The organism is Priestia sp. J2 (assembly GCF_020790095.1).
Taxonomy (GTDB): domain Bacteria; phylum Bacillota; class Bacilli; order Bacillales; family Bacillaceae_H; genus Priestia; species Priestia zanthoxyli.
The window spans coordinates 3,765,552-3,780,461 of the sequence record NZ_CP086208.1; the positions used below are offsets into that span (position 1 = coordinate 3,765,552).

Annotated in this window: 15 protein-coding genes, 1 pseudogene and 1 riboswitch; of the genes and pseudogenes, 4 read left to right on the forward strand and 12 right to left on the reverse strand. The window is 39.1% G+C overall.

The window, feature by feature from the left end:
- Positions 1 to 200: 200 nt before the first annotated feature.
- Positions 201 to 920: a poly-gamma-glutamate hydrolase family protein gene (locus tag LJY09_RS19535; RefSeq protein ID WP_228307403.1), complete on the forward strand. Its 720-nt coding sequence runs from the start codon at positions 201 to 203 to the stop codon at positions 918 to 920.
- Positions 921 to 971: 51 nt separating this feature from the next.
- On the opposite strand, the gene LJY09_RS19540 is transcribed toward LJY09_RS19535, so the two are convergent.
- Together LJY09_RS19540 and LJY09_RS19545 are read right to left on the reverse strand one after the other, a co-directional pair.
- Positions 972 to 1,481: a hypothetical protein gene (locus LJY09_RS19540; protein WP_228307404.1), complete on the reverse strand. Its 510-nt coding sequence runs from the start codon at positions 1,479 to 1,481 to the stop codon at positions 972 to 974.
- A 22-nt stretch (positions 1,482 to 1,503) separates the two neighbouring features.
- Positions 1,504 to 2,913, reverse strand: coding sequence for a MocR-like pyridoxine biosynthesis transcription factor PdxR (locus tag LJY09_RS19545; protein WP_228307405.1), 1,410 nt, complete (start codon positions 2,911 to 2,913; stop codon positions 1,504 to 1,506).
- 112 nt (positions 2,914 to 3,025) lie between these two features.
- Between LJY09_RS19545 and LJY09_RS19550 the strand changes: the two genes are divergently transcribed.
- A complete protein-coding gene (locus LJY09_RS19550; protein WP_028415066.1) occupies positions 3,026 to 3,424 on the forward strand; it encodes a GNAT family N-acetyltransferase in 399 nt (132 codons plus the stop codon).
- Between the two features lie 29 nt (positions 3,425 to 3,453).
- On the opposite strand, the gene LJY09_RS19555 is transcribed toward LJY09_RS19550, so the two are convergent.
- The 4 genes and pseudogenes from LJY09_RS19555 to LJY09_RS19570 form a co-directional block, all read right to left on the reverse strand.
- The gene (locus tag LJY09_RS19555; RefSeq protein WP_228307406.1) at positions 3,454 to 4,293 is read right to left on the reverse strand and encodes a GNAT family N-acetyltransferase; all 840 of its coding nucleotides are present in this window, start codon (positions 4,291 to 4,293) and stop codon (positions 3,454 to 3,456) included.
- Positions 4,294 to 4,533: 240 nt separating this feature from the next.
- Positions 4,534 to 5,937, reverse strand: a pseudogene (gene alaP / locus LJY09_RS19560) (alanine permease AlaP).
- A gap of 315 nt (positions 5,938 to 6,252) precedes the next feature.
- Entirely contained in the window at positions 6,253 to 6,411 is a 159-nt protein-coding gene (locus LJY09_RS19565) for a DUF1540 domain-containing protein (RefSeq protein WP_016765258.1), read from the reverse strand.
- Positions 6,412 to 6,511: 100 nt separating this feature from the next.
- Positions 6,512 to 6,850, reverse strand: coding sequence for a hypothetical protein (locus LJY09_RS19570; protein ID WP_028415069.1), 339 nt, complete (start codon positions 6,848 to 6,850; stop codon positions 6,512 to 6,514).
- A gap of 69 nt (positions 6,851 to 6,919) precedes the next feature.
- Positions 6,920 to 7,021, reverse strand: a riboswitch (SAM riboswitch).
- 121 nt (positions 7,022 to 7,142) lie between these two features.
- Here LJY09_RS19570 and LJY09_RS19575 point away from each other — a divergent pair.
- A complete protein-coding gene (locus LJY09_RS19575) occupies positions 7,143 to 7,439 on the forward strand; it encodes a hypothetical protein (RefSeq protein ID WP_014458607.1) in 297 nt (98 codons plus the stop codon).
- A gap of 12 nt (positions 7,440 to 7,451) precedes the next feature.
- Here LJY09_RS19575 and LJY09_RS19580 read toward each other — a convergent pair whose 3' ends face one another.
- The 6 genes from LJY09_RS19580 to LJY09_RS19605 form a co-directional block, all read right to left on the reverse strand.
- Positions 7,452 to 7,898: a GNAT family N-acetyltransferase gene (locus LJY09_RS19580; protein WP_028415070.1), complete on the reverse strand. Its 447-nt coding sequence runs from the start codon at positions 7,896 to 7,898 to the stop codon at positions 7,452 to 7,454.
- 81 nt (positions 7,899 to 7,979) lie between these two features.
- Positions 7,980 to 8,420: a hypothetical protein gene (locus LJY09_RS19585; RefSeq protein ID WP_028415071.1), complete on the reverse strand. Its 441-nt coding sequence runs from the start codon at positions 8,418 to 8,420 to the stop codon at positions 7,980 to 7,982.
- A gap of 107 nt (positions 8,421 to 8,527) precedes the next feature.
- Positions 8,528 to 9,517 carry a glycosyltransferase family 2 protein gene (locus LJY09_RS19590; protein WP_028415072.1) on the reverse strand — a complete coding sequence of 330 codons (990 nt, stop codon included), beginning with the start codon at positions 9,515 to 9,517 and terminating at the stop codon, positions 8,528 to 8,530.
- A 12-nt stretch (positions 9,518 to 9,529) separates the two neighbouring features.
- A complete protein-coding gene (locus LJY09_RS19595; protein ID WP_228307407.1) occupies positions 9,530 to 11,215 on the reverse strand; it encodes a DUF6044 family protein in 1,686 nt (561 codons plus the stop codon).
- A gap of 37 nt (positions 11,216 to 11,252) precedes the next feature.
- Entirely contained in the window at positions 11,253 to 11,672 is a 420-nt protein-coding gene (locus tag LJY09_RS19600) for a GtrA family protein (protein ID WP_228307408.1), read from the reverse strand.
- Positions 11,673 to 11,830: 158 nt separating this feature from the next.
- Positions 11,831 to 13,156 carry a metallophosphoesterase gene (locus tag LJY09_RS19605; protein ID WP_034328197.1) on the reverse strand — a complete coding sequence of 442 codons (1,326 nt, stop codon included), beginning with the start codon at positions 13,154 to 13,156 and terminating at the stop codon, positions 11,831 to 11,833.
- A gap of 221 nt (positions 13,157 to 13,377) precedes the next feature.
- Here LJY09_RS19605 and LJY09_RS19610 point away from each other — a divergent pair, with 221 nt between their 5' ends.
- Entirely contained in the window at positions 13,378 to 14,763 is a 1,386-nt protein-coding gene (locus tag LJY09_RS19610; protein ID WP_028415075.1) for a protoporphyrinogen oxidase, read from the forward strand.
- The last annotated feature ends 147 nt before the right edge of the window (positions 14,764 to 14,910 follow it).

A 14,910-nucleotide genomic window follows, 5' to 3' on the forward strand; every position in this document is an offset into this window, starting at 1 on the left:
TGTTATAATTTACTATAACTAATTTTTAAAGTGGAGGCTAATCAAAGTGGATAAAGTTATCGATTATTACAGCAGATTTGGTGAGTGGGGGAGATTAGAACGCGAGCCTATTGAGTTTCAAGTAAACTGGCATTTTATCAAAAAGCGAAAAAATTAATAATCACCTCTATTTGTCATAGAATAAATAGAGGTGATTATTAATGAACCGTGTATTCAAATGGAGTACAAGCATTTTGTTGTCTCTGATGTACTGCTTTTTGATTTTCCCTCCCTCTTATGCAAGCGGTGACTATTACTCCTCTTATGCAGAACTGCAGCAGCACGAAATTCTTCACCAAGACTACGACATTCGCTACGAGCAGCGCTTTAGCTATTTATCCATTATGGCCATTCACGGCGGCGGAATTGAACCAGGTACATCAGAAGTTGCCAAAGAACTCGCTGATCGCTTTTCTGCTTCTTATTATTTATTCGAAGGCATCAAGTCCACTAACAATGGAGTTCTGCACATAACCTCAGAAAACTTTGACGAACCGATTGCTAGAGGAATGGCTCAGCAAAGCATGTCCGTTTTGACGATTCACGGCTACAGCGGCAGTCAGCCTATCATGTATATAGGTGGAAAAAATCAGCTTTATAAAGAGCTGATGAAGCAATCACTGCGCAAAAACGGCTTTACCGTCCGTGACGCTCCTTCTAACATAGCGGGAACAAGCGAACAAAATATTGTGAACGATAACCTGTTAAAAGCCGGCGTGCAGCTTGAACTCACAGCCGAACTAAGAAAATCATTTTTCGCAAACCATGACTGGTCAAGAAACAACCGCATGAATGTAACACCTCTTTTTTATACATTCGTATCTTCCTTACAAGAAGCATCCTCTTCCTATCAAACTTTCCTTTACCTACAGATCCACTAATTTTCAAAAATTCTCGATTTCCAGACAAAAAAACCAGCGCAGTCTGTGTAATCAAACGCGCTGGTTTTTATCTATTTCTCTCGCTAAAATAGATCGTTTAAAGCCTTTTTGCCCAAAAAATTCTTTGATTTCACTTGGACTTTGATAAGAAAGTCTAATCACATAGTAGTTAATATATTCAATCCAAGCAAACGCGTAAAGGCCTAGAAAAAAAGCAAGTCCCTTAACCCCTAACTGCATATAGTGGTAAATGAGTACACCTAAACCTAACGTAAGAAGAATTTTATTCATTTTTTTAAAAAGCAGAAACAACTGAATGTAGCTGGAGGGCAAATGAGAATCTTCTTTTCGGCTCACTCGCCTCCATTTCATAAACCAGTACAAGCTTCCTTGAAACAGGATAAACTCAAGTATAATAAAAGCATACACACTTGAAAACGTTGTTAAATAAAAAGCCAGATGAGAAAACTCATTTAAGTACCCTATCCACAGCGCAGCAAACAGTAAAGCTGCCGTAAGCTCTCCTGTCCATAAACCAAACAATTTCCGCTTTACTTTCATAGAAATCCCCCCAGCATACCTCTCAATCCTTCTGTTCAAACCAAGCTTTAAACAGCAGGTTTACACCTGTTTTTATTTCTCCATCAGACAGTCCTGCAAATCCAAGCAATACATAGGGCGTGTTGTTTTCACCCGCACTATGATAATAAATAGATGTTGGATAAATCGTTACCCCTTGTTTGGCAGCTGCTTCAATTAGTTTCTGTTCACTCATTCCGTTTTTTACCTTAAGAAGAATATGCAAGCCAGAATGTTCTCCAATAACATCTACACGTTCTCCCATAATAGTAGTCAAACAATCTAGCAGCAGCGCTTGTTTTTTACGGTATGCTGTTCTCATTTTATTCAAGTGACGTTCCCAGTGCCCTTCTTTCATAAACAGAAAAAGCGTATGCTGATGAAGCCTTGAAACAGGCTGTTTAAAAAGTCCACAGTGTTTCATATAACTTGTAAGAAGCCGGTGTGGCAGCACGGCATAACTTATTCGAAGAGAAGGCATCAACGATTTTGAAAACGTACCCGTATAAATAACGCGATCGTCTTGATCTAATCCTTGAAGGGCCGGAATCGGTTTTCCTTTATAGCGAAATTCTCCGTCATAGTCATCCTCTATGATATAGCCATTCGTTTCTGCCGCCCACTCTAATAGTTCAAGTCTTCTTGCTATCGGCATGACCATCCCAACAGGAAATTGATGAGACGGCGTAATGTACACCGCATCCGCTCCGCCTTCTTTCAGTTCCTTCACTTTCAAGCCAGAACTATCAAGAGAAATAGGGACGACCGACATGCCTTGTTCTTGAAAAACGTGCCTCGTTCGGTGAAAGCCTGGGTTTTCGAACCCAATTATCTTTTCTTTTCCTAGAATGACAGAAAGCAGCCACATGAGGTACTGTGTACCTGCACCTATCACAATTTGCTCCGCTGTGCAGCGCACTCCTCTTGAATGATAAAGATACGCTGCAATTTCTTGACGAAGAAGCAGTTCGCCCTGTGGATGTCCGCTATAAAAAAGCTGGCTTTCATCATGATAAATAGTTTGAACCGTTAGCTTTTTCCACGTGTTATACGGAAATTTTTCTACGTCTACCTTTCCATGGCTAAAGTCAATGACAGTTGATTTCCCTTCTTCTTCCGGTAAAGAGACATAGGCGGGAGGCTGTTTTTGAAGCACGACTTCATTTTTTATCTCTTTTACAAATGCTCCTTTCCTGGCTAGTATCTCGATATAGCCTTCAGCTTCTAACTGTACATAAGCCGCTTCAACCGTATTTTGGCTAATGCTTAAATGAAGAGCTAACTTTCGTTTAGAAGGCAGTTTTTCATGAGGCGGAATGGTGCCTTTTTGAATTTGTTTTTTTATGTAAGTATAAAGCTGCATGTATAAGGGATCTGCTTTTCTTTTATCGAGCAAAGGCATTAACTCTAACATGATGTTCTTTCCTTTCTAACTGACCCTATTAAATTTACTGTTTCTGACACTTATTCTCAGTTCAGATTCTTCATATACTGGACTATATCTTATAAATCAAGGAGATGACACAATGACCATTACTTACAAAACCAACGTCTCAATCCGTGCCGAACAAGCTGCTGAAGTGTTTGTACATTCAGGTATTAAACGTCCGGCACAAGATCTTGATCGGATTCAAAGAATGCTTGATCATGCTTCCCTTACTGTTACCGCTTGGAAAGACAGCGAACTCATTGGCATAGCCAGAGCGTTAACAGATTTTAGCTACTGCTGCTATTTATCGGATTTAGCTGTCGTAAAAGACTATCAAAATCAAGGAATCGGCACACAGCTCATCAAGCACGTTCAATCAGAAATCGGTGAAGAAGCCGCGCTCATTTTACTTTCCGCTCCTTCTGCTATGAACTACTATCCAAAAGTCGGCTTTCATCAGATTGATAATGGGTTTAAAATTGGGAGAATTCGATAGACGCGAAGAAAGGAGCTTCTCCTTTCTTTTTATCCAAACGCCTGAGCTGCTATAGCAAAAAGATTGCCCTGTCTAGCAGATAGGGGCTTGACGCCATACGCCATAACAGGAGGCTCATTTTGAAGCTGAAATCCGTGATTTTTCACAAGTTTCTTTAACGTTTCCTCATGAGAAGACAGGTCAATTCTCAGCTTTTCTTTGTAACTCTTCGCTAATTCATCAATGACTAGCATTGCTGCTTCAGCGTGTGGAGCAACTACGGGACCAATCACGATATTGCTCGGGGTACGAACCGCTAAACCATAACCCATCATTTTATTTTGTTTGTTTTGTAAGACAACTGCTTTTTCAGCTTGCTGAATTCTACTTTTTAAAAATAGCTTTCTATTATCTCCAAATGCTGCTTCATCAAGCTTTAAAACCCCTTTGAAGTCCCTTCTCGTTAAGAATCGTGTATAAAACCCTGAAGCTTTAAATGCTCTTGGTATGTATTCACTGCTTATATATTTACTTACATAGTCCACGGTTTTGAACCCTGCTTTTTTATATAAGTGCTCACCTTCTTTTGTCGCAATTAAGTAGGCATTCACCTCAGGAGAAAGAATTTGCAAACAGTGCTTCATGAGCTGCCCGGCTAACCCTTGTTTTCGATAATCTTTTCTCACAATTACCATTCCTATAAAAGCTGACTGATTTTCATATAAAACTACTGCTACGCTTGATACAATGTCACCTTTCTCATTTCTATGTCCAAATACGTCTCCAGTTGAAAAAATCGTATGTAAATCCGCTTCGCTATAATCCCATTTTTCCAACTTAGATAGCACTAGCAAACCCTTTATGTCTTTTTCACTAAATCTTTCTATCATTTCTGCCTATTTCCTCCCAACTTTTCGATGCACTGTGTGGCGTTAAAAAACGTAAAACTACCATACTTATCCACTTCCAATTACCATTTAATCATTAATGAATTCTCTAACTAAATAGTACAGAATAAATAGAATATTTTCTACATTATTCATACGTATCAATAATCCCTTCAAAAAAACTAATCATTCGCACATAAACTAATGAAAAAAGACCTCTTTCCAAGAAAGAGGTCTTTTCGTTTATTTCACTAGCTTTTGCTCAGTCCCAGCTGAACCTTGACTTCGTTTATGAAATCCTTTTGCGTAGTACGCGATAATAAGACCGATAAACCATAGTGGTCAGATAACAACTGCAATTCTTGTATCTGGATTGTACGCCATAAGAACAACCACCAGCGCTAGGAACGCAAGTGACACATAAGACGTTAACGGAAATAAAGGCATTTTGTATTTTAACTTTGCCTCTTCACCTTTTTTTAGCGTTTTGCGATACTTAATTTGAGAAAGCAAAATAATTCCCCATGTCCAAATCGCACCGAATGTTGCAATGCTTGTTACCCACGTAAATACTTTGGCAGGCACAATGTAGTTTAACGCTACTCCGACTAATAACGCACCCGCTGATGCTAAAACAGCTTTTCCAGGTACGCCGCCTTTTGTCAGCTGACCGTATCCTTTTGGAGCTTCTCCGTGCTCTGCTAAGTTAAACAGCATACGGCCTGTACTAAAAATACCGCTGTTACAAGAAGAAAGAGCTGCTGTTAGCACCACAAAGTTAATAATGCCTGCCGCTGCTGGAATCCCGATTTTTTCAAATGTTAATACAAACGGGCTTCCCTGTGAACCAATTTCTTGCCAAGGATAAATCGACATAATGACAAATAATGCACCAACGTAGAAAATAAGAATACGCCAAAAGACCGAATCAATCGCTCTTGCTAGAGATTTTTCTGGATTTTTCACTTCTCCCGCGGTAACGCCGATCATTTCAATTCCTAAATATGCAAACATAACCATTTGCAGCGACAGTAAAATACCTTTGAATCCGTTCGGGAACAGCCCGCCGTTGTCCCATAAGTTTTTAATACCCGTCGCAACGCCGCCGTTCCCGATTCCAAACACAATCATTAATAATCCAACGGCAATCATTAACACAATCGCTAAAATTTTAATAAGTGCAAACCAAAATTCCAGTTCACCATATGCCTTAACAGCTAAGAAGTTAACTGTTGTCATGATGACAAGCGCCGATAACGCCCAAATCCAGTTTGGTACATCCGGATACCAATATCCCATATAAATACCAACGGCTGTAATTTCAGCCATACATGTTACAACCCATAAAAACCAGTAGTTCCAACCTGTTAGATAACCAGCAAGGGGCCCTAAATAGTCACGCGCGTACTTGCTGAATGAACCTGCAACAGGTTTTTGAATCGCCATTTCTCCAAGTGCTCTCATAATAAAAAACATAATCATTCCGCTAAATCCGTACGCCAATAATATTCCCGGCCCTGCTAATTTAATAGCAGATGCAGATCCAAGAAACAGCCCTACCCCTATGGCTGCTCCTAAGGACATCAGCGTCACATGTCTTTCTTCTAACCCGCGTTTCAATTCTTTCCCCTGAGTTTTCCCCTGCATAAACGTCTCCCCTTTTTCCAATCTGTCAAAACGAGATGAATACAGCTTTTTGTTAGCGCTTTCATATAAATTTATGCTAAAAGTCAGCTAGGCTGTATATTTGTATTCTATCACCTTTCTCTCGCTTTTCTTTTGTCGAAAAACAAAAAAATTATCGTATCATTTTGTTTAAACGCACAATTAGACGTAGACACTGCTTTTTTACTATGTATTTATTATCGCACCTAAGTAATAGTATTTTTCAAAAAATAGAAAAACGCCGACTCAACTCCGTCAGCGCATCGTTCATTTTATGCTTTTTTATAAAACTAGCATTTATCTCGCGGGTTCAAAAGTTTTACAGCCAGGTTCTTCCGTTTCAGAAACATGGTGACTACTTTCAGGACTCACAACGTAAATGGACTCTGCACTGCATTTATTTCCCGATTTCCAATACATGCACTCATTCACTTCACATAATACACCTTGGGCCACTGTTATCCCTCCTTTTTTTGTCTTATCTATTTACTACCCGAAATAGAACGCTTCTAACATTTACATGCAAAAAAACCGCTTGTTTATCAAGCGGATCCTTTTACTGCGTGTGTTCAACATACTGTTTTTTAGCTAAATATAATTCACGACTCAGCGTGATCCGCCGTTCTCTCAAGTTCCTTAATTTAACTTGAAACTGTTCATTAGTTGGCTCTTCTTGAATTAAGCGATACGTAAAAGAAATATCTTCATTTAACTGTTTAAAATCTTCCCATATTTCTTGAACGAGTGCGGATTGTTTGTCTTCAAATGAACGATTTTGCTTCGTTTTTAGCGCGGCTAAAATTTCCTGCTGCCACGTTTCGTCTTTTAGTTCTTTTGCTAACAAGTATAGATCTAAATAATCATCAACGCTTAGCGCCTGTTGTGTATTTTTCAATGTCATCACCTTTTCTATACGAAATGTTTCTTCCTAAGAAGAGGATTTCATCATAGAAAAAGATTCCTCTTCTTATCTGTCAGAGCTAGGCTATGCTGGAATTAGCACCATTCAATGATTGTGGTTGCTGAGGCTTCAAAGGGCCAGTCCCTCCACCTCTCTAGATAAGAATATTTCGCTTTTAAATTATTTCTGACTATTCTAATATGTTTTATAGGTTACGTCAATAGCTTTTCAATAAAAAGAAAAAAGAAGTAAAATATGGTATGATTTTATAAAGGATGGTGAGCACATGAAACGATATATGTTATCTGCTTTTTTGGGAAGCTTGCTGCTGCTTCTTAGCATTGCTTTTTCATCTACTTTCCACGTTGCAATTGTCAAAACAACCGGAAGCATTGGAGGGATTATTTTAGCAGCGGCGGCTTTAGTTATGAACGCGCTTGAAGATCCCCCCTCCTCAGGTAATACAGGTGCCGGAGCTGTTGAATCACTGGATAAAAGCACCGTTTGGGCTACTTATTTGCTTTTACTTTCATTACCGAACCTCATCGCATGTATAACATCTTATGTTTTATGGACTCGCTGACATTCACCAACATTACGGACGTTTTGCCACCTGTAGGCTCATTGATATTTGTTTATCTACAAATCCAAGTTCACGGTACACATGCTGTGCAAAATTCCCAGCATGAACGCTGAGTCTGATTTCAGGGTATCCTTTGATAGACAATTCATCAATTGCTTTTTGCATTAACGGCTTGGCTAGACCTTGCCCGCGGTATTCTGGTAAAACATATAACTCGTAGATAAAGCCAATTTCTGCTTTTGAAAAGAAGTCGGCAGATGGACCGACAAAAACCCAGCCTGCAAGTTTATTTTCTTGTCTAGATACTAAATAATAACACCCTTTTTCAAGGGCATTATCAATTAGTTCATTTACGCGTTCAGTTGACGGTTGAAACTGATGCGTTGTTCCTTCAAACAGCGCATCAGCAGATTTCGTCCGAATTTCCTGTATTTCTTCTTCAGTAGCTTTTGCAATCATCACAATCTCTCCTTTCGTGTTCGTTTTCCACATACAGAGATAAATTCCTGCAAAAAAAAGTCTTCGCCTAAGCGAAGACTTTTATTTAAATTCAAAATGTTCTTGATGGTTGCCTTGTTCATCCGTCCAGTTAATCATGATGTCTAAGCCTGCCGCTTTTCCAGGAACAGCAAAATTGGCATAGCGAAAACGCTGACCGCTTTTGCTTAAGTTAGACCTTTCAATAGGAGAAAACAAGCTGTATTTCGCCTTATTTTTTCCTTCGTGCCTAAAAGCTTGGACCTGCACACGCTCTACGTCTTTTCCAATGTTTTCAACGGTTAATCCATATGTATGATAGACGTTATTTTTCCACTTTAGCTGATTATCTCCCGTCATGCTCGCTTTTGTCAGTTCGACCGACCATTGTTCAGATGATTTCTTCATTGGAAGTTTCTCAATCGAAAGAGCGCTGACATGAATGGTTGCAAAAGCAAGCCAAACAAAACAAAAAGTGCTGACTGTATAAAGTAGTCTTTTCATAGATTTTGATCTCCTTAGAAATTTTAGTAGTAGCATCTCCTATTACCTTAAAAATTATGATAAACACTTTAACAAAAAAGCCTCTCCATTCAGGAGAAGCTTCTTAATTAATGCATCAGCAAATCTTTTTGTTTGTCTAACGAGTGTTTTGTATATAAATCTCTTTCAATCGCATATTTAGGACGCTGTTTCACTTCGTTGAAAATCTTGCCAATGTATTCTCCGACAAGACCTATTCCCATTAGCTGCAGGCCGCCTACAAGCCAAATTGATAAAATAAGAGACGTCCAGCCAATTTGCGTATGATCTAAATATTTTTGAATCAGCGCATAAATGCCAAACAAAATACTAAAGAGAAACGAAGCTCCTCCAAGCAGCGTCAGTAAGCGTATAGGTGCTACGCTAAAAGACGTAATCCCGTCAAATGCAAAAGCGAGCATTTTCTTTAGCGGATATTTTGACTCACCCGCCGTCCGTTCTTTGCGGTCATATGTGACTTCCGTGGAGCGAAATCCTACTAATGGTACAAGGCCCCGCAAAAAGACGTTTCCTTCTTTATATTTCATGAGTTCACCAAGAGCACGTTTGCTCATAAGGCGAAAATCAGCGTGATTTTGAATGAGCTGAATTCCTAGCTTGTTCATAAAACGATAAAACCCTACTGCCGTGGTTCGTTTGAAAAATGTATCGGTTTCTCTGCTGTCTCGAACGCCATATACAACTTCATACCCGAGCCAATATTTCTCTACAAAAGTACGAATGACGCTGATATCATCTTGCAAATCCGCGTCAATGGAAATGACGCAGTCAGATTGCTTATGAGCTACTTCTAATCCTGCAAGCAAAGCATTTTGATGTCCTACATTTCGCGCTAACTTTAACCCTTTTACAAACAAATTGCTGCAGCTTTCTTTTTCAATAAGCGACCACGTGCTGTCTTTACTTCCATCGTCTACAAATAAAATAGTGCTTTCACTTGATACAAGTCGTTCATTAATCAGTTCTTTTACTACAGTAGTTAATTGAAAAGACGTCTCTGTGAATACTTCTTCTTCGTTGTAGCATGGAACCACGATCGTTAAAATAGGTCTGTTCATGTTATTGCCCCCTTACTTTGCTTCATATACATACACTTTCCAAGCGGACTGTTTATCGTTAAATGCTTTTAAAAAGTGCAAACCGTCGCTTTCAGCATTTTCAATTGGCACAGCTGAAAAAATATAGCGACCGCCCATTTTCTTAAATTGGCTGATATTAAGCTGCAAATGACGGATTTTTTTCGTTGAGTCTTTTCGGTAATCATATTTTTTCCCTAGCTCGCTAACAAACAAATAGCAGCGATTGCCCCAATGATCATAGTAGCTTTCTAGTTTTTTATTTTTATCAAGCTCTTTGGCAATAATTTTGCGAAACTCATGTTTATATGTTAACGGATAGAAGTTGTTATACGTATCTAGCGTATAAAAGCCGTTATACTGAGCAATTGATGGATGAAGCCCTATGCTCGCTACGCGATAAGATGATTTAGGTTTTCCAATATATCTGCTTATTTCATCAAATTGATGCACAGCATAAAATTCTTTGACTGAAGGCTCGTGATTGTAGCGATAGTAAAGTTCAGGATTTGCTATAAATAACAAAAGCAGCTGTAAAATCAAACATACCCACACAAACTTTTTCCACGCCTTGCTCCTTTTCCACAAAACATAGCCGCCAACGGCAAACATCAAATAAATAATGAGCGGGCGTAAAAAGTGAAATCTAGCAAAGTTGAACGTATTAAAAAGCTGATATTTTTCTTTTAGCGGCTCCCAACCTTTATAAAACCAAAACGCATACCAAATCGACAGTAGTAGATTAAGAATAAATAACTGCAAAAACGTTTTTTCAAGCTTTTCCTTGCGATTTCGAGCAACAAACCACAATACGACAAAAGAAAGCGGTAAAATGACAAAAGTATGAAGCGTCATTACATGCGTATGCCCGAGCGTATAGTTCTTCAAAGCAAGGCGAACGGAATGTCCAAAGCTTAGAGTAGAGCTTAAAAATTCATTTCGACTCGTCGGGGCCTCCGGAAATAAAAGCGAATCAACAAGTCGGTATTCAATGAGCAGAAAGACAGCAGTCATCGCTGCAATACTGCTTAAAAAAGGAATATTCCACGCTCGTTTTTTTACTACGTCTCTTAGCCATAGCAGCCCCATCGCTGCTAAAAAGAAGAAAAACCCGAGCACAAAGCTCGCGTAAAACGGGAGCAGTAAAAGTGTAAGCCATTCCTTCCACGTTCCTTCGCGGTTTCGAATGGTTAAAAACGCCCACAGCGCCAGCGGCTGTCCTAATGTACTCAGCATGCCCGAAGGCCAAAATGGCGTAAGTGCAAAAGCAAGCGATACAAGCACTCGAATCGCATACGCATCCTTGCTTTTAATAAAATGCTTTTTTAATAATAAATACATTCCAATTAAAGCAAATACGCGCGTGATCGTTTGACTCAGGCTGTATGCAAGCATGGTCGGGAATACACCATATAGCCACTGGATACCGCTAAATTCTGTTCCAAACGTATTCCTCGGCAATCCGTTAATAATTTGAGGTAATACGGCATGACTGGAGCCAAACAGCTCTCCGCTTCGATGCAGAACTTTATACCACGTAATATTTGAGTCTAAATTATCATGCACGCGTATATGTGAATTTTCCCCAAGCAAAAACATAGGAGATACATACGCAAGCAGCAAAAGGAAAGCGATAATAAGCAATGTTTTTTCTTTATTCATAGCTGTTTCTTTCTTCATCTGTTAACACCTATTTCCATTTCATAATGACTAAAAGCTAATCTTGGACGACTGCTTCTTTTTTTGTATTAAATACAAAGTATTTTTGACCCGTATAATTTAAAAGCGTATACAGACCTGTTCCAATTAATATACCGACGTCTTTTTTGAACGGACGCACCGCAACAGGAAGTTGATGCAATAACCAGCTGGAGAACTGCAGTCCAATATAGTAAGACAAGCCGTAGCAAATGCCAATAACTAAAATAAAACGCAGTATGCTTTTTGATAAATGAACTCCGCTTTTAAACGTAAATATTCGATTTAACACGTAGCTGACGACTGCCCCCGCTGCATTGCCGACGAACGTCGCTATCCAGTAATGATGAAAGATATGAAGCAGCACATACATAATGGAGAGACCTACTGCTGTATTGACCAGTCCCACTACTAAAAAACGTACAAAAGATCCTTTCATATAAACTCCTTTTGATTTTGATACTTTCATAAAAATTACATATTATGACTTTAAATACAGTTTCAGTGTAGCAACTCCACTTAAAAATCTAATGAAAATAACATTAAAAACAGATGAAAAAAAGCTAAAAGAATCAATAAAAATTAGGATTCTTTCAGCTATTTAGTAGAGCCTTCAATCATTAATTTTTGATCGCTTTGATTATCAAACGCATCCACTGCCGCTACTTCTATTTGATACGCAGTATGAGGCTGCAAACCGGATAACGGAAGACTTAAAACATCCGGAACAGGATCGCTGTAATATTGAGAAAATGCATTATATGTTTTGACCACTTTTCCAGTTTCTTTATTTTTGACGGTAATGCGATAAGAATGAACCATCAGATTATCCACCGCTTGCGTAAACTGGATATAAAGCTGATTTGCTGAAGCTTTTTCTTGTATAACAGAAATAGTAGAGCTTGGAAGAAAAATCGGTTTTACTAAATCTCGCTCATTCGTGTAGTGAAATTTTTTTGTATCTGCAGGTGTGTCAATTTCCCACGCTTCTCCCGTCCACTTATTGGCGTGAAAATCCCGCCTTTTAACGACTACTTTTCGATTATAAACCTCTACAAGAAGACCTTGACTCACATCTCGGTAGCCAGGAGGAAGTTCACCTTGTAAATATCCAGCACCAGGCCATATATACCGAACAGAAGACGTTGCAAGAGAGGTGAAATCTCTTTGAAAAATAGTACGAGGGTCGTCCAACGGATGGTGGGTATGACCAGAAAACGTAATGACCTGCGGATAAGGTTTTAACGTATTGTAAAGAAGCTGTTCATTCACTTCTATCCCCCATCTGTTTTTCCCGTACAATGTATTGTTAATAGGCTGATGAATAAAGACAAAAATCGGTTTTTTAGGATCGTCTCGCTTTGCTATCTTCAACTGTTCAGCAAGCCAGTTAATTTGTTTGATTGAATAATCACCGGCGGTCAGACGGCTTTCTGTTCCAAGCATGATAAAATGATATCCTTTTATCACTTGATGAAAGTAAAGAGACTTCATTTTGGTTTTAGATAAAAAACGCTGCTGCGCTTGCTGATTGGTTACACTGTCCCGGTATTCATGGTTGCCAATTGTAAAAAGAGACACGGCCTGCGACTGTTTATTTTGATTATAAATAGAAAAAAAGCGATCGTATTCTTTTAACGCGCCTGTGTCGGCCAAATCTCCTACGACTACGAATGCATCTTGTTTCGGTGCCTGTTCATTTAATTGCGTTAATGCATGTTGAAAAGTACGCAAATCAAGCGTTCCTGTTTCCTTAATGTGAACATCACTGATCACAGGAAAAACTAGCTTTGGTTCGATGTATCCGCTTCGTCCGCTCTTCTCTTCAGCTCGTACATTTAAGGTAATCCCGCATATAAGAACACTTATTAATACTAAAGCGAGCCAGTCTTTTTTCAGCGTTTCCATAAAACCGCCGAGCATGATGCTTCCTCCTTCCTTCACTGCTGCGTCTCAGTCATTTTCTCTACGTGTATGAGCTTTTATTTTATGTAATTTCAAAATATCTAATCGTATAGTTTCAATATTTCTTTTCGTGTTTGCATACACTATGTTCACAATCAATTCATTACACTTTTCCTAGTCATAGTGGTATGATTTTCGTATATTACAGACTAATTGTTGAAAATGTAGGAGTGAATATTTTGAAAACGGTCGCTGTTATTGGAGGAGGAATTACGGGCTTAACCACTCTGTACTATTTGCAGAAACTAAAACGAGAACGTAATCTTCCGCTTAAATTATTATTACTAGAGAAACATCCCCATCTAGGAGGGAAAATCAATACGCGTGAAGCTGGGGAATTTATTATGGAAACAGGGGCGGATTCTATTGTGGCTCGAAAAGAAAACGTTATGCCTCTGCTAGAAGAGCTGTACTTAACAAACGATTTAGTCTATAACGAAACGGGCAAATCATTTATTTACTCTGCTAATGAGCTGCTTCCAATTCCTGAAGATACCATGTTTGGTATTCCAACAAGCGTGGAATCTCTTTTTAAAAGCGAGCTGATTTCTTCAAAAGCTAAAATTACAGCTTTAAAAGACTTAATTACTAAAAATACAACGTTTACGAAAGACAGCTCGATTGGACTCTTTTTAAAACATTTTTTAGGAGAAGAGCTAGTAGAAAAGCAAATTGCACCTATTTTATCGGGCGTCTACTCTGGCGATTTAGACAAGCTCACGATTTCTTCGACTCTCCCGTATCTGCTCGACTACAAAAACACGTACGGCAGCATCATCAAAGGAATGGGCGCCAATGAAAAAAAATTTAAAACGGCAGGAAATAAAAAATTCATTTCGTTTAAACAAGGTTTATCAACGATTATTCACCGCTTAGAAGAAGAGCTTTCTGATGTAACGATTTTAAAAGATACGCCAACCACCAGCATAAAACAGTACGATGAGCGCTATCAAATCACTACGCCGGGGCAAGCCTATTCAGCGGATTACGTGGTGTTAGCTACACCGCACACGGCTGCTCAGCATCTGTTGAACGATCCCGAACTAAACGAAGACTTTGAGCAGTTAAAAGATTCTTCTCTCATTAGCGTGTACATCGGCTATGACGTTCCAGACGAATACCTTCCCGCTGAAGGCACCGGGTTTATTACCTCTCAATCAAGCAACTTAATTGCCAATGCCTGCACGTGGACGAGCAAAAAATGGGCTCACACTTCTAAGCGAGGGAATTTGTTAGTTCGCCTGTTCTATAAAAGCACAAGTCACCACTTTGACAGCCTGCGGACGATGTCAAAAGAAGAGCTGCTAGCAGTGGCACAAAAGGACATTAAAAACAGCTTAGGGATCAAAGAGCAGCCCATTGAAAGCGACGTAACAAATTGGGATAAATTGATGCCTACCTATCACCTTAAGCACGGTGAACTCGTACGCAGCTTGACTCGAAAATTGCATGACAAGCACCCCGCTATTACATTAGCCGGCTGTTCTTACTATGGAGTAGGCATTGCAGCGTGTATAACAAACGGCAAACAAACGGCCGAAGCTATCTCTCAACAGTTGACTTGAACAAGGTTTGAAAACAATAAAAGGCCTGAAAATAAATATATTATTTTCAGGCCTTTTATTACCTTTTCGTTAGCATATAAAGCTACTTTCCTTACTATTAACAACTCTTTTATCGCTTTTCTTTTTGCAAAGCAGCAGTAGCAAACA

Coding starts and splice junctions, on each gene's coding strand:
- LJY09_RS19535 (WP_228307403.1), top strand. CDS start 201: ATGAACCGTGTATTCAAATGGAGTACAAGCATTTTGTTGTCTCTGATG.
- LJY09_RS19540 (WP_228307404.1), bottom strand. CDS start 1,481: ATGAAAGTAAAGCGGAAATTGTTTGGTTTATGGACAGGAGAGCTTACG.
- LJY09_RS19545 (WP_228307405.1), bottom strand. CDS start 2,913: ATGTTAGAGTTAATGCCTTTGCTCGATAAAAGAAAAGCAGATCCCTTA.
- LJY09_RS19550 (WP_028415066.1), top strand. CDS start 3,026: ATGACCATTACTTACAAAACCAACGTCTCAATCCGTGCCGAACAAGCT.
- LJY09_RS19555 (WP_228307406.1), bottom strand. CDS start 4,293: ATGATAGAAAGATTTAGTGAAAAAGACATAAAGGGTTTGCTAGTGCTA.
- LJY09_RS19575 (WP_014458607.1), top strand. CDS start 7,143: ATGAAACGATATATGTTATCTGCTTTTTTGGGAAGCTTGCTGCTGCTT.
- LJY09_RS19580 (WP_028415070.1), bottom strand. CDS start 7,898: ATGATTGCAAAAGCTACTGAAGAAGAAATACAGGAAATTCGGACGAAA.
- LJY09_RS19585 (WP_028415071.1), bottom strand. CDS start 8,420: ATGAAAAGACTACTTTATACAGTCAGCACTTTTTGTTTTGTTTGGCTT.
- LJY09_RS19590 (WP_028415072.1), bottom strand. CDS start 9,517: ATGAACAGACCTATTTTAACGATCGTGGTTCCATGCTACAACGAAGAA.
- LJY09_RS19595 (WP_228307407.1), bottom strand. CDS start 11,215: ATGAAGAAAGAAACAGCTATGAATAAAGAAAAAACATTGCTTATTATC.
- LJY09_RS19600 (WP_228307408.1), bottom strand. CDS start 11,672: ATGAAAGGATCTTTTGTACGTTTTTTAGTAGTGGGACTGGTCAATACA.
- LJY09_RS19605 (WP_034328197.1), bottom strand. CDS start 13,156: ATGCTCGGCGGTTTTATGGAAACGCTGAAAAAAGACTGGCTCGCTTTA.